This window comes from Streptomyces sp. NPDC028419, from assembly GCF_055565515.1.
This window is the reverse complement of sequence record NZ_JBVHUE010000001.1, coordinates 59,624-78,418: the sequence shown is the minus strand read 5'-3', so window position 1 is coordinate 78,418 and position 18,795 is coordinate 59,624. Positions and strand designations below refer to the sequence as shown.

Annotated in this window: 16 protein-coding genes, 4 tRNA genes and 1 other RNA gene; 11 read left to right on the top strand and 10 right to left on the bottom strand. The window is 73.0% G+C overall.

The genetic code is table 11. The features are described from left to right. The first annotated feature begins 131 nt into the window (after nucleotides 1-131). Complete coding sequence (locus ACZ4UB_RS00375) at nucleotides 132-335, top strand: cold-shock protein (protein WP_354378971.1); 204 nt, start codon at nucleotides 132-134, stop codon at nucleotides 333-335. 173 nt (nucleotides 336-508) lie between these two features. After that, on the top strand, nucleotides 509-802 hold the full coding sequence (locus tag ACZ4UB_RS00370; RefSeq protein WP_354378972.1) for an SCO5918 family protein: 294 nt from the start codon (nucleotides 509-511) through the stop codon (nucleotides 800-802). 45 nt (nucleotides 803-847) lie between these two features. On the opposite strand, the gene ACZ4UB_RS00365 is transcribed toward ACZ4UB_RS00370, so the two are convergent. Both ACZ4UB_RS00365 and ACZ4UB_RS00360 read right to left on the bottom strand, forming a co-directional pair. Continuing rightward, on the bottom strand, nucleotides 848-1,741 hold the full coding sequence (locus ACZ4UB_RS00365; protein ID WP_468067342.1) for a phosphorothioated DNA-binding restriction endonuclease: 894 nt from the start codon (nucleotides 1,739-1,741) through the stop codon (nucleotides 848-850). Between the two features lie 109 nt (nucleotides 1,742-1,850). Next, nucleotides 1,851-1,938, bottom strand: a tRNA-Ser gene (locus tag ACZ4UB_RS00360). 118 nt (nucleotides 1,939-2,056) lie between these two features. Here ACZ4UB_RS00360 and ffs point away from each other — a divergent pair. From ffs to ACZ4UB_RS00330, 6 genes are all read left to right on the top strand, one after another. Continuing rightward, nucleotides 2,057-2,155, top strand: an RNA gene (gene ffs, locus ACZ4UB_RS00355) — signal recognition particle sRNA small type. Nucleotides 2,156-2,298: 143 nt separating this feature from the next. Beyond that, nucleotides 2,299-4,479 (top strand): DNA polymerase III subunit gamma and tau, encoded by a 2,181-nt coding sequence (locus ACZ4UB_RS00350; protein WP_468067341.1) that lies wholly within the window; start codon nucleotides 2,299-2,301, stop codon nucleotides 4,477-4,479. Nucleotides 4,480-4,539: 60 nt separating this feature from the next. Further along, nucleotides 4,540-5,793, top strand: a complete 1,254-nt coding sequence (gene purD / locus ACZ4UB_RS00345; RefSeq protein WP_468067339.1) for a phosphoribosylamine--glycine ligase — start codon at nucleotides 4,540-4,542, stop codon at nucleotides 5,791-5,793. 309 nt (nucleotides 5,794-6,102) lie between these two features. After that, nucleotides 6,103-7,764, top strand: a complete 1,662-nt coding sequence (locus ACZ4UB_RS00340; protein ID WP_468067338.1) for a M48 family metalloprotease — start codon at nucleotides 6,103-6,105, stop codon at nucleotides 7,762-7,764. A 244-nt stretch (nucleotides 7,765-8,008) separates the two neighbouring features. Next, nucleotides 8,009-9,484 carry a N,N-dimethylformamidase beta subunit family domain-containing protein gene (locus ACZ4UB_RS00335; RefSeq protein ID WP_468067336.1) on the top strand — a complete coding sequence of 492 codons (1,476 nt, stop codon included), beginning with the start codon at nucleotides 8,009-8,011 and terminating at the stop codon, nucleotides 9,482-9,484. Between the two features lie 86 nt (nucleotides 9,485-9,570). Continuing rightward, nucleotides 9,571-10,482 carry a phosphoribosylaminoimidazolesuccinocarboxamide synthase gene (locus ACZ4UB_RS00330; protein ID WP_468067334.1) on the top strand — a complete coding sequence of 304 codons (912 nt, stop codon included), beginning with the start codon at nucleotides 9,571-9,573 and terminating at the stop codon, nucleotides 10,480-10,482. A gap of 123 nt (nucleotides 10,483-10,605) precedes the next feature. Here the strand turns inward: ACZ4UB_RS00330 and ACZ4UB_RS00325 are convergent. The 8 genes from ACZ4UB_RS00325 to ACZ4UB_RS00290 form a co-directional block, all read right to left on the bottom strand. Then, nucleotides 10,606-10,678, bottom strand: a tRNA-Gly gene (locus ACZ4UB_RS00325). A 22-nt stretch (nucleotides 10,679-10,700) separates the two neighbouring features. Next, on the bottom strand, nucleotides 10,701-11,312 hold the full coding sequence (locus ACZ4UB_RS00320; RefSeq protein WP_468067713.1) for a response regulator: 612 nt from the start codon (nucleotides 11,310-11,312) through the stop codon (nucleotides 10,701-10,703). A 41-nt stretch (nucleotides 11,313-11,353) separates the two neighbouring features. Continuing rightward, complete coding sequence (locus ACZ4UB_RS00315) at nucleotides 11,354-12,616, bottom strand: sensor histidine kinase (protein ID WP_468067333.1); 1,263 nt, start codon at nucleotides 12,614-12,616, stop codon at nucleotides 11,354-11,356. A gap of 35 nt (nucleotides 12,617-12,651) precedes the next feature. Further along, nucleotides 12,652-13,452 (bottom strand): ABC transporter permease, encoded by an 801-nt coding sequence (locus tag ACZ4UB_RS00310; RefSeq protein ID WP_468067331.1) that lies wholly within the window; start codon nucleotides 13,450-13,452, stop codon nucleotides 12,652-12,654. Continuing rightward, complete coding sequence (locus ACZ4UB_RS00305; protein ID WP_468067329.1) at nucleotides 13,449-14,396, bottom strand: ABC transporter ATP-binding protein; 948 nt, start codon at nucleotides 14,394-14,396, stop codon at nucleotides 13,449-13,451. Before ACZ4UB_RS00305 ends, ACZ4UB_RS00310 begins: the two co-directional genes overlap by 4 nt. Before the next feature lie 168 nt (nucleotides 14,397-14,564). Continuing rightward, nucleotides 14,565-14,637: transfer RNA gene (locus ACZ4UB_RS00300), tRNA-Gly, on the bottom strand. A 92-nt stretch (nucleotides 14,638-14,729) separates the two neighbouring features. Next, a tRNA-Gly gene (locus ACZ4UB_RS00295) sits at nucleotides 14,730-14,801 on the bottom strand. An 88-nt stretch (nucleotides 14,802-14,889) separates the two neighbouring features. Then, the gene (locus ACZ4UB_RS00290) at nucleotides 14,890-15,207 is read right to left on the bottom strand and encodes a histone-like nucleoid-structuring protein Lsr2 (RefSeq protein WP_354378979.1); all 318 of its coding nucleotides are present in this window, start codon (nucleotides 15,205-15,207) and stop codon (nucleotides 14,890-14,892) included. Between the two features lie 327 nt (nucleotides 15,208-15,534). Here ACZ4UB_RS00290 and purS point away from each other — a divergent pair, with 327 nt between their 5' ends. The 3 genes from purS to purL are packed head-to-tail and all read left to right on the top strand — an operon-like array spanning nucleotide 15,535 to nucleotide 18,709. Next, the gene (purS, locus tag ACZ4UB_RS00285) at nucleotides 15,535-15,780 is read left to right on the top strand and encodes a phosphoribosylformylglycinamidine synthase subunit PurS (RefSeq protein WP_030009438.1); all 246 of its coding nucleotides are present in this window, start codon (nucleotides 15,535-15,537) and stop codon (nucleotides 15,778-15,780) included. A 2-nt stretch (nucleotides 15,781-15,782) separates the two neighbouring features. Further along, nucleotides 15,783-16,463, top strand: a complete 681-nt coding sequence (purQ, locus tag ACZ4UB_RS00280) for a phosphoribosylformylglycinamidine synthase subunit PurQ (protein ID WP_468067328.1) — start codon at nucleotides 15,783-15,785, stop codon at nucleotides 16,461-16,463. After that, entirely contained in the window at nucleotides 16,460-18,709 is a 2,250-nt protein-coding gene (purL, locus tag ACZ4UB_RS00275; protein ID WP_468067327.1) for a phosphoribosylformylglycinamidine synthase subunit PurL, read from the top strand. Before purQ ends, purL begins: the two co-directional genes overlap by 4 nt. Nucleotides 18,710-18,795: the final 86 nt, after the last annotated feature.

Below are 18,795 nucleotides of genomic sequence, written 5' to 3'. Positions count from 1 at the left end.
TCCGACCTGGTGTTTCCCAGCGGACGCGCTTTTTGTTTCCGGTGCTTTCCGGGTACGGGGCAATCATCGCGGCGATGCGGGGCTCGCACAGTGCGGCCCCCGGAACTGCCCCCGTTTGAAGGAGAAGTGGCATGGCTACTGGCACCGTGAAGTGGTTCAACTCTGAAAAGGGCTTCGGCTTCATCGCGCAGGACGGCGGCGGCGCCGACGTCTTCGCCCACTACTCGAACATCGCTTCCCAGGGCTTCCGCGAGCTCCTGGAAGGCCAGAAGGTCACCTTCGACGTGACGCAGGGGCCGAAGGGCCCGCAGGCGGAGAACATCGTCGGCGCCTGATCGCCGAGGCGAATTCGCCGGGGCCCGCACCTTGGGTGCGGGCCCCGGTTCGTTTATCTCCGTCCATCTCTGCGCCGCGTCGCCCCAGGAGGGCCTTCACCACCCGCGTCACCAGTAGGACCCCTGACCGGAATTGCCGGGCGGGGGCGCTTCCGGCCCGAGGAGGTACCACCATGCGTCTTGTGATCGCCCGTTTCCCCTTCGACCTGAGCAAGGGCGAAGTGGAGGCGTCCATGAAGGGCGTCGCACCCCAGCCGATCACCGTCGCCTCCGTGGCCTCGGTGACCATCGGCCGCCGGGTGTACCCCGTCAAGCAGGTCGGCCAGGTCATCACCCGTCAGGACCCGCGTGACTTCACGGCCAACGAAGTGGTCAGGGCGCTGACCCGGCTCGGCTTCACGTGTCAGCCCGCACTCGCCCCGGAGGAGCCGGCGCCCCCGTCCGGCGACGGCGTCAACCTCTGGTAGCCGCCCTCCCCCGCTGCCCCCGGCCGGCGGCCCGTGCGCGGTGGCTCAGGTGGCAGCGGGACGCGCGGCGCCGTGGAAGACCTCTTGGGTGTGCCAGACGCGGTGGTCCGCCGCGACGGTGGGGGCCCCCGGCTGGGGCCCGGTCAGCGGGCGGCCCGCGAGGTCTATGACGTGCGCGCGGGCGGCCGGGCTGTGGCCGACGAAGCGCTGCGAGACCAGGACGCGGTGGTCGTCGCCGATGCCGAGGGCGCCCTTGTCGAAGAGCTTGTGGTGCAGCGAACACAGGCACAGCCCGTTGGCGACGTCGTCCGGCCCGTCGAAGGCCCACCAGCGCACGTGGGCGGCCTCCAGCCCGACCGCCACGGCGCCGAGCCTGCCGTCGTAACCGCAGAAGGCGCACCGGTACTCGTAGGCGGTCAGCACCTGTTCCCGCATCCGCCGGTCGCGCTGCCTGCGCCCGGTGGAGGGCCGCCCGGTCCCGGCGGCCGGCTCCAGCTCCAGGCCGGTGGCCTCGCACAGCTCGTCGTGGAGCGAGGGCGGGAAGTTCAGGTCGAGCAGGGCGCGCGCCATCCGGTCGAGCAGCGCCGGTTCCCGCCGCAGGGCCGCCCGCAGCTCCGGGGCCAGCCGCCCCGCGGCGCCCGCCGCCCGCAGCTCCCGCACGCCGCTCCCGGGACTCCCGGGGCCGCGCACGGTCCGCACCTCCCACACGCCGTCGCCGACCAGGTGGTGGAAGGGGTACGCGGGCGTCGTCCGGTGGGGCGGCCCGTACTCGGCCAGCAGCCGCTTCAGGTCCTCCTCCACCGCGCTGTAGGGGAGTTCGCCGTCGGCGTCCTGCCGGAAGCGGGCGAGGGCGTACAGGAGCAGCAGCGGCTTGTGCGGAGCGCGCGCCCCGCTGCGGGTCCACTGCCTCAGCCGCGCGACGCGCTCCAGCCAGTCCATGATCCGCGATCGTATCCGCGCCCACCCCGCCCCGGCCCCCGGACCGGCAACGCCGAAGGGCCCCGCAGCAAGCTGCGGGGCCCTTCAACGTATTGCCCGGTGAGAGCAATGGCGGAGGATACGAGATTCGAACTCGTGAGGGGTTGCCCCCAACACGCTTTCCAAGCGTGCGCCCTAGGCCACTAGGCGAATCCTCCGCGACGAACAATACAAGACGTTGGGGGGTGCTCGCGAACGTGATCGCTCGCGGGGGATCCGTGGAAGGTCCGGGTGGGGTCCGGCTCGATTCCCGGGGCATCCATCGGCTAGGGTGGGGTCAGCCCCTCACGTGGCGCTATCTCACCCAACTCCCCCAGGGCCGGAAGGCAGCAAGGGTAAGTGGGCTCTGGCGGGTGCGTGGGGGGCGCTTTGCGTTCCGGGGCGGGTGCCGTGCCGGGGTCGGGCGGGAGCGGGAGTCCGCGGCGCCCCGTGATCCCCGCCCGCGATCCCGCCCGTGATCCTCGCTCGTGTTCCTCGTCTGCGTCGCGTTGTCGGCGGGCCCGGATAACCTCGTGAGTGTGTCGTCCCTTGCGCTGTACCGCCGCTATCGCCCCGAATCGTTCGCCGAGGTCATCGGGCAGGAGCATGTCACTGCCCCGCTGATGCAGGCCCTGCGCAACAACCGGGTCAATCACGCGTACCTGTTCAGCGGGCCGCGGGGGTGTGGCAAGACCACCAGCGCCCGCATCCTGGCGCGCTGCCTGAACTGTGAGCAGGGCCCCACGCCCACGCCCTGCGGGGAGTGCCAGTCCTGTCGCGACCTCGCGCGCAACGGGCCGGGCTCCATCGACGTCATCGAGATCGACGCCGCCTCCCACGGTGGCGTGGACGACGCCCGTGACCTGCGGGAGAAGGCCTTCTTCGGGCCCGCGGCGAGCCGGTACAAGATCTACATCATCGACGAGGCGCACATGGTCACCTCGGCGGGCTTCAACGCCCTGCTGAAGGTGGTCGAGGAGCCGCCGGAGCACCTCAAGTTCATCTTCGCGACGACCGAGCCCGAGAAGGTCATCGGGACGATCCGCTCGCGCACGCACCACTACCCCTTCCGGCTCGTGCCGCCCGGCACCCTGCGCGACTACCTCGGCGAGGTCTGCGGCCGTGAGGGCGCCACCGTCGAGGACGGGGTGCTGCCGCTCGTGGTGCGCGCCGGCGCCGGTTCGGTGCGCGACTCGATGTCCGTCATGGACCAGCTGCTCGCGGGCGCCACCTCCGACGGTGTGACGTACGCCATGGCCACCTCCCTGCTCGGCTACACCGACGGCTCGCTCCTCGACTCCGTCGTGGACGCCTTCGCCGCCGGGGACGGGGCCGCCGCCTTCGAGGTCGTGGACCGGGTGGTGGAGGGCGGGAACGACCCGCGCCGCTTCGTCGCCGACCTGCTGGAGCGCCTGCGCGACCTGGTGATCCTGGCCGCGGTGCCCGATGCCGGGGAGAAGGGGCTCATCGACGCCCCCGCCGACGTGGTGGAGCGCATGCAGGCCCAGGCCTCGGTCTTCGGGGCCGCCGAGCTGAGCCGCGCGGCCGACCTGGTCAACACCGGGCTGACGGAGATGCGGGGGGCGACCTCGCCCCGGCTCCAGCTGGAGCTGATCTGCGCCCGGGTGCTGCTGCCGGCCGCCTTCGACGACGAACGGTCCTTCCAGGCCCGGCTCGACCGGCTGGAGCGCGGCGGCGCCGCCTTCGCGGGTGCGGGCGTCGGCGCGGGCCCCGCCGCCGTGGCCCCGCTGCCCGCCGCCGCGCCCGCCGCGCCCGCCGCGCCCGTGTACGCCGCCCCGCCCGCCCCGGTCCCGGCGCCGGCCCCCGCCCCGGTCGCGCAGCCCGCGGCCGCCGCTCCCGCGATGGGATACGTCGCCGGTCCCGAGGCGCACGCCATGGCGCCCGCGGCCCCGGCTCCGGCCGCGGCCCCCGCGCCCGCCGCCGCGGCCCCCGCCCCGGGAGCCTGGCCCGGCGCGGCGCAGCCCGCGCGCGGGGCGTGGCCCAGCGCCGCCGCGCCCGGCGCCCCGGCGCCCGCCGTCGCTCCCGCGGCGCCGGCCCCGGCCCCGGTCGCCGCGGCTCCCGCGCCCGCCGCCCCGGTGGCCTCCGGGCCCGGGATGGCCGCCGGGGCCGGACAGGTCCAGGCGATGTGGCCCGGCGTCCTGGAGGCGGTCAAGAACAAGCGCCGCTTCACCTGGATCCTGCTCAGCCAGAACGCCCAGGTGGTCGGCTTCGACGGCGCCGTCCTCCAGCTCGGCTTCCCCAACCCCGGAGCCCGCGACAACTTCGCGAGCAGCGGCAGCGAGGACGTCCTCAAGCAGGTCCTGTCCGAGCAGTTCCAGGTCAACTGGAAGATCGAGGCCGTGGTGGGCGGCGGTCAGCCCGCCCCCGTCTCCACCTCCTACTCGGCCCCGCCGCCGTCGTACGCGCCCCCCGCCCCGGCCCCCGCGCACCAGCCGCCGCAGGCCGCGGCCCCGCAGCAGCCGGCGGCCCCGCAGCAGCCGGCGGCCCCGGCGTACCAGCCGCCGCAGGGCCAGGGCCAGGGCCACCAGCAGCAGCCCCCGGCCGCGCCCGCGCCCGTCCCGGTGCGGGAGCCCGTACGCCCCGAGGACGACGTACCGGAAGAGGACGATCCGGATCTCGTGGACAGCGCGCTGACCGGACACGACCTGATCGTGCGCGAGCTGGGAGCCACCGTGGTGGAGGAATATACGAACGAGTAGGGCCCCCTCATTGGGGTGGCCGCACGAAAGGCATCGTCGCAGGCGGGCTAGGCTGCACCCGTGAAGGTCCTCGTCATCGGCGGCGGCGCCCGCGAACACGCCCTGTGCCGCTCTCTGTCCCTCGACCCCGACGTCAGTGCGCTCTACTGCGCCCCCGGCAACGCCGGCATCGCCGAGGTGGCGGAGCTGCGCCCGGTGGACGCCCTCGACGGCGAAGCCGTGGCCCGGCTGGCCACCGAACTGGGGGCGGGCCTGGTCGTCGTCGGGCCCGAGGCGCCCCTGGTCGCCGGGGTCGCCGACGCCGTGCGCGCGGTCGGCATCCCCGTCTTCGGCCCCTCCGCGGAGGCGGCGCAACTGGAGGGCTCCAAGGCCTTCGCCAAGGACGTGATGGCCGGGGCCGGTGTCCCGACCGCCCGTTCCTACGTCTGCACCACCCCCGAAGAGGTGGACGAGGCACTCGACGCCTTCGGCGCCCCGTACGTCGTCAAGGACGACGGACTCGCCGCCGGCAAGGGCGTCGTGGTGACCGAGGACCGGGCCGCCGCCCGCGCCCACGCGCTGGCCTGCGACCGGGTGGTCATCGAGGAGTTCCTCGACGGCCCCGAGGTCTCGCTCTTCGCCATCACCGACGGCGTCACCGTGCTGCCGCTCCAGCCCGCGCAGGACTTCAAGCGCGCGCTCGACGGCGACGAGGGCCCCAACACCGGTGGCATGGGTGCCTACTCGCCGCTGCCCTGGGCCGACCCCAAGCTCGTCGACGAGGTCATGGCGAGCGTGCTCCAGCCGACGGTGGACGAACTGCGCCGCCGCGGCACCCCCTTCTCGGGCCTGCTCTACGCCGGTCTCGCGATCACCTCGCGCGGCGTGCGCGTCATCGAGTTCAACGCGCGCTTCGGCGACCCCGAGACCCAGGTGGTCCTCGCCCGGCTGAAGACCCCGCTCGCGAGCGTCCTGCTGAACGCGGCCCGGGGCACGCTGGACGCCGAGCCGCCGCTGTCCTGGCGCGCGGACGCGGCCGTCACGGTCGTCATCGCCTCCCACAACTACCCGGAGACCCCGCGCACCGGGGACCCGATCGAGGGCCTGGCCGAGGTCGCGGCCGAGGACGCCCCGACGGCGTACGTGCTGCACGCGGGCACCCGCCGGGAGGGCGACGCCGTCGTCAGTGCGGGCGGTCGCGTGCTGTCGGTGACGGCGACCGGTTCCGATCTGGCGCAGGCCCGCGAGAGGGCGTATAAGGCCGTCGCGCGGATCCGGCTGGCGGGTTCGCAGCACCGCACGGACATCGCGGCCAAGGCCGCCGAAGGCCGCTGAAGTCGGCCGCGGAGCACTGACCAGCGGGGTCTCCCCCACCCATCCATCACGCGGGCCCGGAGCGCACTCGACGCGCTCCGGGCCCGCGCGTGCGACTGCATCCGGCCGCGTTCGAACGCACCCAGCTTTACCCAAAGCCATTCCATCGGGTGATCGATGCCCCGTCCGCCTGACGGCCGCCCCGGCCCCAACTAGGGTGCGGCGCAAGCACTCCGGCACTTGGCCCACCGGCATTGCGATGTCAGTGGCGGGTGTCACAGTGGGGGAGTGACCAAGACCGTCGCAGGGCAGAGGGGGTGACGTCCGGCCGTGTCCGGAACCGTATCGACCAAGGTGGTGGGCGCGCAGTCCGCGCGCTCCCGGGCCCTGGCCGTGCTGCGCGTGCGCAGCAGGGCACTGGCCCTCGCACTCCTGCCCGCCGCCTTCGCGGTGGTCCTGGTGGCCGCGCGCACGACCGGGCGGCTGGCCGGTGACCCCTGGGGCACCGTCACCCTCGTCCTCTGCGTCGTCGCGGCGCTCGTGCTGCTGGTCGCCGGCGTGTTCGGCGCGGTGGTGCTGCGGGCCGCGCCCGCCGTGACACCGACGGTCGCGCTGGCCGAGGCCGCCGCGCCCGACCTCTACCGGATGGTGCGGGACCTGGCCGACCGGATGCAGGTGCCGGCGCCCTCCGCGATAGCCCTGACCCCCGACTGCGACAGCTGGTTGGAGGACCGTACCCACGCCGCGCACCGCAGGCGGGGCGCGGTCGCCGGCCGGCCGACCGCCCCGGAGACGGTGCCCGGCGCGGCTCCGGTCCTGGTGATCGGTTCGCCGTTCCTGTGGTGGATGCGGGTCGCCGAGCTACGGGCGGTGCTCGCCCCCGTCGTCGCGGGCACGGGCCCCTCCGCGCACCCCGACATAGCCGACGCCCGCCGTTTCGTGCGCGGGCTGGACGCGGCCGCCGACGTCGGCAACCGGCCCGGCCTCGGCTGGATCGGGCGGACGGCCCGGCTGCTGCTGCGGCTCTGCCGCACGGACGCGGCCGAGATGGAGCGCGGGGTGGCCGCGGCCGCCGCGGACCGGGCCCAGGGCGTGGACTACGGGCTGCGCATCGTCGCCCAGGAGCAGGTCGGCCTCGCCTACGCGGGCTGGGACCGGCTGCTGACCCGGGTGGCGCTGCCCGCCTGGCGGATGGGCCGCTGGCCCGCGCACCTCGACACCGGGGTGGTCCGCGCGCTGACCGAGCTGTCCCGGCGCGACCGGCTGGCCGAGGGGTTCACCTCCCGCCTCGGCGAGCGTCCCGCCTGCGATCTGCTGGAGCAGCCCGGGGTGGTCGACGAGGCGGCGTCGCTGCTGGCCGCGCGGCTCTTCCACGGCGGTCCGGCCGAAGTGGGTCCGGACTGGTCGCCGGTGGACTGGGCGGCGTATCCGGAGGAGGTCGTGGACCGCAAGTGGCGCACGGAGGCGGCCCGCCTGCACCACTCGCTGGACGTCCTGGCCGGGGCCGCGCCGCAGGGCGCGCCGGCAGGGGACGCGGTGACCGGACCGACGCTGGAGCGCGTGCTGCGCCACCTCGCCTCCGACGGGGCGGTCGGGGCCGACGGCGCCGACGCGGACGCACTGGCCGCGCGGCTCAGCGCGGACGTGGCGCGCGAGGAGCGGGCCGTGGCGGAGCGGGCCGGCGTGGGCGCCGGCGCGAAGGCGCGCGGCGCGGACGCGGTCCCGCTGTTCCCGCTGCAGGCCCCGCGCAGCGGTCGGGACCTGCTGGCCGACCACGTCATGGCCATGGTGTGCTGCGCGGCCGTGGACTCGGCGGGCGGTGCGCCGGGCCTGGACTGGCTGGACGGACCGGTGCTGTTGGTCGCCGGGGCGCGCTGCGCGGACCTGGCGCTTCCGGTGCTCGCCCTGGTGGAGGACGGTGACCCCGCCCCGCTGCGCGAGTGGCTCGCGGACCTGGGGATCCGGCCCGAGAAGCCGGTGCGGCTGGTCTGACGCGCCCGTCGCCCGCGCGCCGGGCGCGACCTCCGTGCCCCGGAAGAGGGCGCGGAGGGGAGCGCGTGGCGACCGTGGAGGCGTACGGGTCGCACGGATAAGCGGATGCGTATGTTCCGGTCACGTCAATTCGCGACGAACGGTGACGGAGTGCGTGCGTAATGTGATGTGCTGGGACCGGTCGCGGGCATGGACGCGGCGAGGTAGGGCATACGCGTTCGGGGGAGCGAGGGAGGGGAGCGATATGGGTGTGGACCAGATCCGGCGTTGGGAGTCAGGTGCGCTCGCGCACGCGGTGAACGACCCCTTCGGCCAAGGTCCGTTGCCCTGGTTCCGGGGCAGCGAGGTGTACATCGGCGACACCGGCCAGGTGCTTCCCTGGTACGTGGACCCCGCCCTGGCGCCCGGTCAGGTCCCCCGCGCCCGCACCAGCGGCCCCCGCACCGCCGACGACGTGCACCGCCAGATCAAGGGCTTCGCCTCCACCGGGGCCGTCGCCCCCGGCGAGGCCATCGACTTCCGCATCACCGTCGACCCGCCCCAGCAGTTCTCGGTCGACATCTACCGGATCGGCCACTACGGCGGCGACGGCGCCTCGAAGATCCACTCCAGTCCGCGGCTGTCGGGCATCGTCCAGCCCGCCCCGCTCACCGCCGACCGCACGGTCTCCTGCCACCACTGGTGGCTGTCGTGGCGGCTCCAGGTGCCCTCCTACTGGAACCTCGGCGCGTACGTCGCCGTCCTCACCACCGACGACGGCCACCGCTCGCACATCCCCTTCACGGTCCGCGACGACCACCCCGCCGACCTGCTGCTGCTCCTGCCCGACATCACCTGGCAGGCCTACAACCTCTATCCGGAGGACGGCCGCACCGGCGCGAGCCTCTACCACGCGTGGGACGACGAGGGCCGCCTCCTGGGCGAGGAGGAGGCGGCCATCACGGTCTCCTACGACCGCCCCTACGCGGGCGCGGGCCTGCCGCTCCACGTCGGCCACGCCTACGACTTCATCCGCTGGGCGGAGCGCTACGGCTACGACCTGGCCTACGCCGACACGGGCGACCTGCACGCGGGCCGCGTCGACCCGACCCGCTACCGGGGCCTGGTCTTCCCCGGCCACGACGAGTACTGGTCGGTCCCGATGCGCCGGACCGTCGAGCGGGCCCGCGACCACGGCACCTCCCTGGTCTTCCTCTCCGCCAACACCATGTACTGGCAGGTGGAGCTGTCCCCCTCACCGTCCGGGACCCCCGACCGGCTGTTGACCTGCCGAAAACGCCGCGGCCCCGGCCGCCCCGCCCTCTGGCGCGAGGTGGACCGGCCGGAACAGCAGCTGCTGGGCATCCAGTACGCCGGCCGCGTCCCCGATCCCGCGCCCATGATCGTGCGCAACGCCACCCACTGGCTCTGGGACGCCACCGGGGCCACGGAGAACGACGAGCTGCCCGGCCTGGTCGCCGGCGAGGCCGACCGCTACTTCCCGCGCACCCAGCTGCCCCAGCACCAGGACCGGATCCTGCTCGCGCACTCCCCGTACGACGACACCGAGGGCCACCGGCGCCATCAGGAGACCTCCCTGTACCGCGCGCCCAGCGGCGCCCTCGTCTTCGCCTCCGGCACCTTCGCGTGGTCCCCGGCGCTCGATCGCCCCGGCCATGTCGACGAGCGGGTGCAGAAGGCCACCGCGAACCTCCTCGACCGGATCTGCAAGCGCGACTGACGGGGGCGCGGGACCCCTGGGGCCGGCGGGCCGCACCCGATGCGGGAGAATGGGCCTGCGCTCGTACAGAACCACAGGGAGACCCCGTGTCCGGATTCGTCGAAAAGCCCGAGCCGGTGCAGGTGCCGGGCCTCGTCCACCTCCACACCGGCAAGGTGCGCGATCTCTACCGCGACGGGGACGACAACCTCGTCATGGTCGCGAGCGACCGGATGTCCGCCTTCGACTGGGTGCTGCCCACCGAGATCCCGGACAAGGGTCGCGTCCTGACGCAGCTCTCCCTCTGGTGGTTCGACCAGCTCGCGGACATCACGCCGAACCACGTCATCAGCACCGAGCTGCCGGCCGGCGCCCCCGCCGACTGGGCGGGCCGCACGCTGATCTGCCAGAACCTCGACATGGTCGCCGTCGAGTGCGTGGCCCGCGGCTACCTCACCGGCTCGGGGCTCGCCGAGTACGAGCAGACCCGGACCGTGTGCGGCCTCGCGCTCCCCGAGGGCCTCGTGGACGGCTCCGAGCTGCCCGCCCCGATCTTCACCCCGGCGGCCAAGGCAGCGGTCGGCGAGCACGACGAGAACGTCTCCTACGAGGAGGTCGCGCGGACCACCGGTCCCGAGACGGCGGCGCTGCTGCGTCAGGCGACCCTCGCCGTGTACGGGCGGGCCCGCGACATCGCCCGGGACCGCGGGATCATCCTGGCGGACACCAAGTTCGAGTTCGGCTTCGACAAGGACGGCGCCCTGGTCGCCGCCGACGAGGTGCTGACCCCGGACTCCTCCCGCTTCTGGCCCGCCGACCTGTGGGAGCCGGGCCACGCACAGCCCTCCTACGACAAGCAGTACGTCCGCGACTGGCTGGCCTCCCCGGCCTCCGGCTGGGACCGCCACGGCGAGCTCCCGCCGCCCGCGCTGCCGCAGGACGTGGTCGAGCGGACCCGTGCCAAGTACATCGAGGCGTACGAGCGGCTCACCGGCCAGAGCTGGAAGAGCTGGACCTGATCCGCGCCTCCCGGGCCCGCCGTACGCGGTGGGCCCGGGAGCGGGGTCGCCGGACACGCAGCCGGACAGGCAGCCGGACACGAAGAAACCCCTGGTCGATGACCAGGGGTTTCTTCCTCACAGAGCGGACAACGCGACTCGAACGCGCGACATCCACCTTGGCAAGGTGGTGCTCTACCAACTGAGCTATGTCCGCAAGCGCCGTAAGGCGAGACCTACTATACCCAACCCCGGGCCCGTGCGAGACGCACTGCCGTGTGCCGGTTCTCGGCGCCCAGCTTCGCCGCCGCCGAGGAGAGGTAGTTGCGCACGGTGCCCTGCGACAGCGAGGCCCGCTCCGCGATCTCCGCGACCGGCGCCCCGTCCGCCGCGAGCTCCAGGACCTCCGCCTCCCGGGCGGTCAGCGGGGAGTCCCCCGCGCTGATCGCGTCGGCCGCCAACTCCGGGTCCACGTAGCGCCCTCCGGCGTGCACGTCCCGGATGATCTCGGCCAGCCGCCGCGCCGACACGGTCTTGGGCACGAAGGCCCGCACGCCCGCGCTCAGGGCCCGCTTCAGGTGCCCGGGGCGGCCGTGACTGGTCACGATCATGGTCCGGCAGCCCGGGAGTTCGGCCCGCAGGGATGTGGCCACGCTCACACCGTCCGCCCCGGGCATCTGGAGGTCCAGCACCGCCACGTCCGGCCGGTGGGCCCGCGCCATGGCGAGGGCCTCGGGCCCCGTGGCCGCTTCGGCGACCACCAGCAGGTCGTCCTCCAGCCCCAGCAGCGCGGCCAGCGCACCCCGGATCAGGTGCTCGTCATCGGCGAGCAGCACCCGTACGGGACCCACCGCGCCGCCCGTACCGTCCGTCCCGCCGGCGGTGTCCGCGTTCACGTCCGTGCCTCCTCGTGCGTGTGCTCCGCCCGCGGCCGCTGCCCCGGCACCTCGGCCCGCAAGCGGAAGACGCCCGACCCGGCGGCCGGCACGGTCCCCGCCTCCAGCGAACCCCCCAGCGCCGCCAGCCGCTCCCGCAGCCCCGCGAGCCCCGATCCCCCTTCCCGACCGGCCCCGGCCGGCTCCGGCGGCGCCCCGTCGTTCTCGACGACCAGCACCACCGCCCCCTCGTCCCCGCCCGTCAGCCGGATCAGGCAGCCGCGGGCGTCCGTGTGCCGCAGGACGTTGGTGGTCGCCTCGCGGACCACCCAGCCCAGCACGGACTGCACCGCCACCGGCAGTTCCGGCGGCTCCGACAGCTCGACCCGGCAGTCGATGCCGGCGGCGCTCAACACCCCGCGCGCTCCCTCCAGCTCCACCCCGAGATCGGCCTCGCGGTAGCCCCGCACCACGTCCCGCACCTCGCGCTGCGACTCCCGCGCGATCCGCTGCACCTCGACCATCTGGTCCACCGCCTCCGCGCGCCCGCGCCGCGCCAACTGGACCGCCAGCTCGCTCTTGAGCGCGATCACCGCCAGGTTGCGGCCCATCACGTCGTGCAGGTCCCGGCCGAAGCGCAGCCGCTCCTCGGCGACCGCCAGCCGGGCCTGTAGCTCCCGCGCCCGGTCCAGCTCCCACACCGTGGCCAGCAGCCAGCTGGAGAAGGCGTGGGTGCAGTAGAGCAGCGGGCTGCTGAGCAGCACTCCGACCAGCAACCCGAGGGCCAACAGGCCGCCGTGGCCCAGCGCGAGGGCCGCCAGCGCGGTGGCGAGCGCCGCGGCCGGGGGCACGTACCGCGCGCGGCGGGCGGACTTGAGCGCCATCGTCAGCGCCGCGGAGCCGAAGCCGACCGCCCCGACCACCACCGTCGAGCCCACCTTCGGATCGAGCAGGGCGGGGTCCGTCATCAGGGCGAGCGGGACGACCACCACCGCGCCGCTGACCGCCGTGGTGGCGAGGGCCAGGCGCGCCGGGCGCTCGCGCCGGCCCACCACGAGGTCCAGCGCGCGCGAGGTGAGCAACCCGCACAGCGCGGAGTGCGCGCAGACCAACAGGAGGACCAGGACGCCGAGCCGGCCGCTCTTCTCGGACGACATGACCGGGAACAGCCCGATCGACAGGAACTCCGTGGCCGCGAAGAAGTGGAACGAACCGCGGGTGTACAGCTCGACCTTGGCCGCGCTGCCGCGGTCCTTCCACCACCCGGTCAACCTGGACACAGACCCGTTCCCCCCTGGTGGCGGCATCGCACGGCTCAGCGCCGCGGTTCCCAGCGGAACCACCGACCCACAGCAAACACCGTGCCGGCGATCCAGGCCAGCGTGGTCGCGGCCGGTGCGAGCAGGGCCGCGTCCCCGCCCGCCCAGCCCGCCCGCACCAGGGTCATCACCCCGCTCAGCGGCAGCAGTTCGGCCACCCGCCCGACGCCGTCGGGCAGCGAGTCGGCCGGCACGAACAGCCCCGAGCCGAGCATCGAGACGAGGAAGAGCGGGAGCGTGGTCAGGCCCGCGCTCTCCACATTGCGGGTGAACGCGCTGGTGAGGGCCGAGAGTCCGGCCAGCAGCACGATCCCGGCGAGGACCGCGGGGACGAGCACCGCGGGGGCGCGCGGGCCGGGCACGTGGAGTACGGGCGCCCCCGCGAGGACCAGGACGGCGCTCTGCGCCAGCGCCAGCACGGCGGCGGGCAGCGCGGTCCCGGCCAGGATCTCCAGGTCCCCGGCCTCGCCGGTGCGCAGCCGCTTGAGGACGAGCTCCTCGCGCCGGGCGACGTACGCCGAGACGAGGTTCATGTGGACGACGAGCAGCAGCACCGTGCCGATGCCGCCGGTCAGGGTGGCTTCGCCGACGGCGGCCGCGCCGTTCGCGCTGAGGGTGGAGCGCAGGGAGAGGACCAGCGCCAGCGGCATCAGCAGCGCCACGGACAGCGCGGCCCGGTTGCGGACCAGGAGGGTGATTTCGGACCGGCCGAGGGCGGCGATCCGCCGCGCCCTCAGGTCCGGGAGGCGCGGGCCGCCGGTCGCGCCGCGGGTCGCGGTCCCGCCCGTCGGGCTCATCGGCTTCCCGCCGTCGCGTCGGCGCGCTCGTCCGCGCGGCGGTTGCGGGCGATCTCCAGGAAGGCCTCCTCCAGCGAGGCGGAGCGCGCGTCCAGCCCGGCCAGCTCCACCGCGGCCCCCTCCGCCCAGCGCAGCAGCTCGCCGAGCGTCGACTGGAGCCGGTCGGTACGGATCTCCACCCGCTGCCCGTCGGCGGCGGCCCGCAGCGCCAGCGGCAGCCTGGCCGCCGCCACCCCCGCGGGCAGGGTGAACCGGATCCGGGCCGGCCGGGTCGCGCTCACCTCGGCCGGGGTGCCGGACAGGACGAGCTCCCCCTCGTGCAGGATCGCCAGCCGGTCCGCCAACTCCTGCGCCTCCTCCAGGTAGTGCGTGGTCAGCAGCACCGTGGTGCCCTCCTCCCGCAGGGCCCGCACCAGCGCCCAGGTCTCCCGGCGCCCTTCCGGGTCCATGCCGGTGGTCGGCTCGTCGAGGAAGAGCACCTCGGGCCGCCCGAGCAGGGCCAGCGCCAGATCGAGCCGCCGCCGCTCCCCGCCGGACAGCTGCTTGACCCGTACGTCCGCCCGCTCCCCGAGCCGCACCAGCTCCAGCACCTCCGCGCCCGGGCGGGCGCCGCTGGTGACCCCGGACCACATCCGGACGGTCTCCGCGACGGACAGGTCGGAGGGGAAGCCGCCCTCCTGGAGCATCACTCCGGTGCGGGGGCGCACGGCCGCCCGCCGGCGGAAGGGGTCGAGCCCGAAGACCCGGACCCGGCCCGCGCTCGGCTCGGCCAACCCCTCCAGCAGCTCGACGGTGGAGGTCTTCCCGGCCCCGTTGGTGCCGAGGAGGGCGAAGACCTCGCCGCGGGCGACGGAGAAGGAGACGCCGCGCACGGCCTCGAACCCGCCCGAATAGCCGCGGCGCACCCCCTCGGCTTCGATCACTGTCCGCTCGGTGTCAGTCATGACCCCAGCCTCCGGCCGGTTCCGGGAGCGGGTCAGTGCGCGCTGTCACCACGACCGATGACATTTGTCATCGCAGATCGGCAGACCCCGGGGCGCTCGGGGCGCGAGAGCCAACGCAGAAGGCCCCAGTCGATGACTGGGGCCTTCTGATGAAACTCTTGAATCAAGAGCGGACGACGAGACTCGAACTCGCGACATCCACCTTGGCAAGGTGGTGCTCTACCAACTGAGCTACGTCCGCAAACGCGCGATGATCGCTTCCCGAAGGGGGCCATCAAGCGGTTGCGAGCATCACTCTACCCGATCCACCACAGTGGTCGGTAAAGCGTGCAGAGCGGGTGACAGGAATTGCACACTGCGCCTTCCCCCTGGAAGAGGGATGTTCTGCTACTGAACTACACCCGCACGACCTTCGGGGCTTTGACCTGCGGTCTGGCCCCTCGGCGTGATCCACACACTAGCCGATCCCTGGGGGTGGATGGCAAATCGGGGGTCAGTGGGCGGCGTTGTACGCCTCGTAGACCTTCTTGGGGATGCGGCCGCGGGGCGGCACGTCGAGCTGGTTGGAGCGCGCCCAGGCGCGGACGACCGCCGGGTCGGGGGCGATCGACGTGTGCTTGAAGGTCTTCCCGGAGCGGGACTGCCGGCGCCCCGCCGCCACGTAAGGAGCCAGACCCTTGCGGAGCTTCTTTGCGTTGGCGACATTGAGGTCGATCTCGTACGACTTACCGTCCAGAGCGAAGACGACCGTTTCCGCCGCTTCTCCGCCGTCGATGTCGTCGGAGATCGTGACTACTACGCGCTGCGCCACGGATATCGGTCCCTTCGTGCGGCACCGGCACGGGTTGACGTGGGGTGATGCCGACTGTGTGGATGCTTCGGAGCATTGCTTCTTTCCCCCGGTTTTCGGGGGGATTCCTTTGTACCGTGATTCACGTTGTATAGCGAAGCCCAGTTAATTCGCTCCGCGTGTCCCGCCGCAATCCCGAGTGCGTGTTTTTCCGAGGGATTTTGCGAAGCGTTGGTGAAGCCGAAACCGCCCGACGGGGGTCTCCGTCCGATATCTACCCGCGTAGAAATTTTGGCCGGGTACGCTGATGGAACCGCCTTCGCACCAACCACCACACGGGAGTGCCCGATGGCACGCGTCGTAGTCGACGTCATGCTCAAGCCGGAGATCCTCGACCCCCAGGGCCAGGCGGTGCAGCGTGCACTGCCGCGCCTGGGCTTCGAAGGGATCGCCGACGTCCGCCAGGGGAAGCGCTTCGAGTTGGAGGTGGAGGGACCGGTCGACCAGGCCGCCCTCGACCGCATCCACAAGATGGCCGAAACGTTCCTCGCCAACACCGTCATCGAAGACTTCACCGTGAAGGTCGAGGCCTGACGGTGACCACTCGCATCGGAGTCGTCACGTTCCCCGGAACGCTCGACGACCGTGACTCGCTGCGCGCCGTCCGCCTCGCGGGGGCCGAGCCGGTCTCGCTGTGGCACCGCGACAAGGACCTGCACCAGGTCGACGCGGTCGTCCTCGCGGGCGGCTTCAGCTACGGCGACTACCTGCGCGCCGGAGCCATCTCCCGGTTCTCGCCGGTGATGGAGACCATCATCGAGCAGGCCAAGGCGGGCATGCCCGTCCTCGGCATCTGCAACGGCTTCCAGGTCCTCACCGAGGCCCACCTGCTGCCGGGCGCGATGCTCCGCAACAACCACCTGCACTTCATCTGCCGCGACCAGAAGCTGCGCGTGGAGAACGCGGAGACCGCGTGGACCAGTGACTACACCGCCGGCCAGGAGATCTCCGTACCGCTGAAGAACATGGACGGCCGCTACGTCGCCGACGAGCACACGCTCGACGAACTGGAGGCCGAAGGTCGCGTGGCCTTCCGGTACCTCGACGTGAACCCGAACGGTTCCCTGCGCGACATCGCGGGCATCACCAACGCCGCGGGCAACGTGGTCGGCCTCATGCCGCACCCGGAGCACGCGGTGGAACCGCTGATCGGGACCGGCCGCACCGACGGCCTCCCGTTCTTCACCTCGGTCCTGAAGAAGCTGGTCAGCGCATGAGCCTCGACACCGTCAAGAACGCCACCGAGACCCCGGACGCCTCCCAGCCCTGGAAGGAACTCGGCCTCAAGGAGGACGAGTACGCCCGGATCCGCGAGATCCTCGGCCGCCGCCCCACCGGCGCCGAGCTCGCCATGTACTCCGTCATGTGGTCCGAGCACTGCTCGTACAAGAGCAGCAAGGTCCACCTGAAGCAGTTCGGCGAGAAGATCCCGGAGAACGACGCGATGCTCGTCGGGATCGGCGAGAACGCCGGTGTCGTCGACGTCGGCCAGGGCTACGCGGTCACCTTCAAGGTCGAGTCGCACAACCACCCGTCGTACATCGAGCCCTACCAGGGCGCGGCCACCGGCATCGGCGGCATCGTGCGCGACATCCTGGCCATGGGCGCCCGCCCGGTCGCGGTCGTGGACCCGCTGCGCTTCGGCGCCGCCGACCACCCCGACACCAAGCGCGTCCTGCCGGGCGTCGTCGCGGGCATCGGTGGCTACGGCAACTGCCTGGGTCTGGCGAACATCGGCGGCGAGGTCGTCTTCGACGCCTGCTACCAGGGCAACCCGCTGGTCAACGCCGGTTGCATCGGCGTGATGAAGCACGAGGACATCCACCTCGCCAAGGCCTCCGGCCCCGGCAACAAGGTCATCCTCTACGGCGCCCGCACCGGTGGCGACGGCATCGGCGGCGTCTCGGTCCTCGCGTCCGAGACCTTCGACGACACGAAGCCCACCAAGCGCCCCGCGGTGCAGGTCGGCGACCCCTTCCAGGAGAAGCTCCTCATCGAGTGCACCCTGGAGATCTTCAAGGAGAAGCTGGTCGCCGGCATCCAGGACCTCGGCGGCGCCGGGCTCTCCTGCGCCACCTCCGAGCTGGCCTCGGCCGGTTCCGGCGGCATGCGCGTCGAGCTGGACACCGTCCCGCTGCGCGACGCGACGCTCTCGCCCGAGGAAATCCTCATGAGCGAGTCGCAGGAGCGCATGTGCGCGATCGTGGAGCCGCAGTACGTGGCCCGCTTCATGGAGATCTGCGAGAAGTGGGACGTCATCGCCACCGTCATCGGTGAGGTGACCGAGGGCGAGCGCCTGGAGATCTTCTGGCACGGCGAGCAGATCGTGGACGTGCCCCCGGGCACGGTCGCCCACGAGGGTCCGGTCTACAACCGCCCCTACGCGCGCCCCTCCTGGCAGGACGCGCTGCAGGCGGACGACGCGAACAAGCTGGCCCGTCCGCAGACCTCCGAGGAGCTGCGCGCGCAGGTCCTGGCCCTGGTGTCCTCCCCGAACCAGGCGTCGAAGTCGTGGATCACCGACCAGTACGACCGCTTCGTGCAGGGCAACACGGTGCTCTCGCAGCCCGAGGACGCCGGCATGGTCCGCATCGACGAGGTGACCAACCTCGGCGTGGCGATGTCCACGGACGGCAACGGTCGCTTCGCGAAGCTGGACCCGTACGCGGGCGCGCAGCTCGCGCTGGCGGAGTCGTACCGCAACGTGGCGGCGACCGGCGCCAAGCCGCTGGCGATCTCGAACTGCCTGAACTTCGGTTCCCCCGAGGACCCGGACGTCATGTGGCAGTTCGCCGAGGCCACCCGCGGTCTCGCGGACGGCTGCCTGGAGCTGGGCACCCCGGTCACCGGCGGCAACGTCTCGCTCTACAACCAGACCGGTGACACCGCGATCCACCCGACTCCGGTCGTGGCGGTCCTCGGTGTGATCGACGACGTCAACCGCCGCACGCCGATGGCGTTCGCGGAGGCCGGCCAGCTGCTGTACCTGCTGGGCGACACGGCCGAGGAACTGGGCGGCTCCGCCTGGTCCGAGGTCGTCCACCAGCACCTCGGCGGCCTGCCGCCCAAGGTGGACCTGGGCCGCGAGAAGCTGCTCGGCGAGATCCTCATCTCGGGCTCGCGCGACGGCATGATCGACGCCGCGCACGACCTGTCCGACGGCGGTGTCGTCCAGGCGCTCGTCGAGTCCTGCCTCAAGGGCGGCAACGGCGCGCGGATCGTGGTCCCGGAGGAGCTGGACGCCTTCACCTTCCTCTTCTCCGAGTCCGCCGGCCGGGCCATCGTGGCCGTCCCGCGCAGCGAGGAACTCCGCTTCACCGACATGTGCGGCGCGCGCGGCCTGCCCGCCACCCGCATCGGCGTCGTGGACGGCGAAGAGATCGAGATCCAGGGCGAGTTCACGCTCACCCTGGAGGAACTGCGCACCGCGCACGAGGCGACCATCCCGGCGCTGCTCGCCTGAGCCGCCGCTGCGTCGCGAGCCGAGCCCCCGTCCGGAACCGATCCGGGCGGGGGCTCGTCCGTTCGATCGAGCGGGCAGCCCGCACC

Bases quoted from the DNA above. Each gene is read 5' to 3' on its own strand.
- ACZ4UB_RS00305 (WP_468067329.1), bottom strand. From the start codon at position 14,396: ATGACTGACACCGAGCGGACAGTGATCGAAGCCGAGGGGGTGCGCCGC.
- purS (WP_030009438.1), top strand. From the start codon at position 15,535: ATGGCACGCGTCGTAGTCGACGTCATGCTCAAGCCGGAGATCCTCGAC.
- ACZ4UB_RS00375 (WP_354378971.1), top strand. From the start codon at position 132: ATGGCTACTGGCACCGTGAAGTGGTTCAACTCTGAAAAGGGCTTCGGC.
- ACZ4UB_RS00370 (WP_354378972.1), top strand. From the start codon at position 509: ATGCGTCTTGTGATCGCCCGTTTCCCCTTCGACCTGAGCAAGGGCGAA.
- purL (WP_468067327.1), top strand. From the start codon at position 16,460: ATGAGCCTCGACACCGTCAAGAACGCCACCGAGACCCCGGACGCCTCC.
- ACZ4UB_RS00335 (WP_468067336.1), top strand. From the start codon at position 8,009: ATGGGTGTGGACCAGATCCGGCGTTGGGAGTCAGGTGCGCTCGCGCAC.
- ACZ4UB_RS00365 (WP_468067342.1), bottom strand. From the start codon at position 1,741: ATGGACTGGCTGGAGCGCGTCGCGCGGCTGAGGCAGTGGACCCGCAGC.
- ACZ4UB_RS00310 (WP_468067331.1), bottom strand. From the start codon at position 13,452: ATGAGCCCGACGGGCGGGACCGCGACCCGCGGCGCGACCGGCGGCCCG.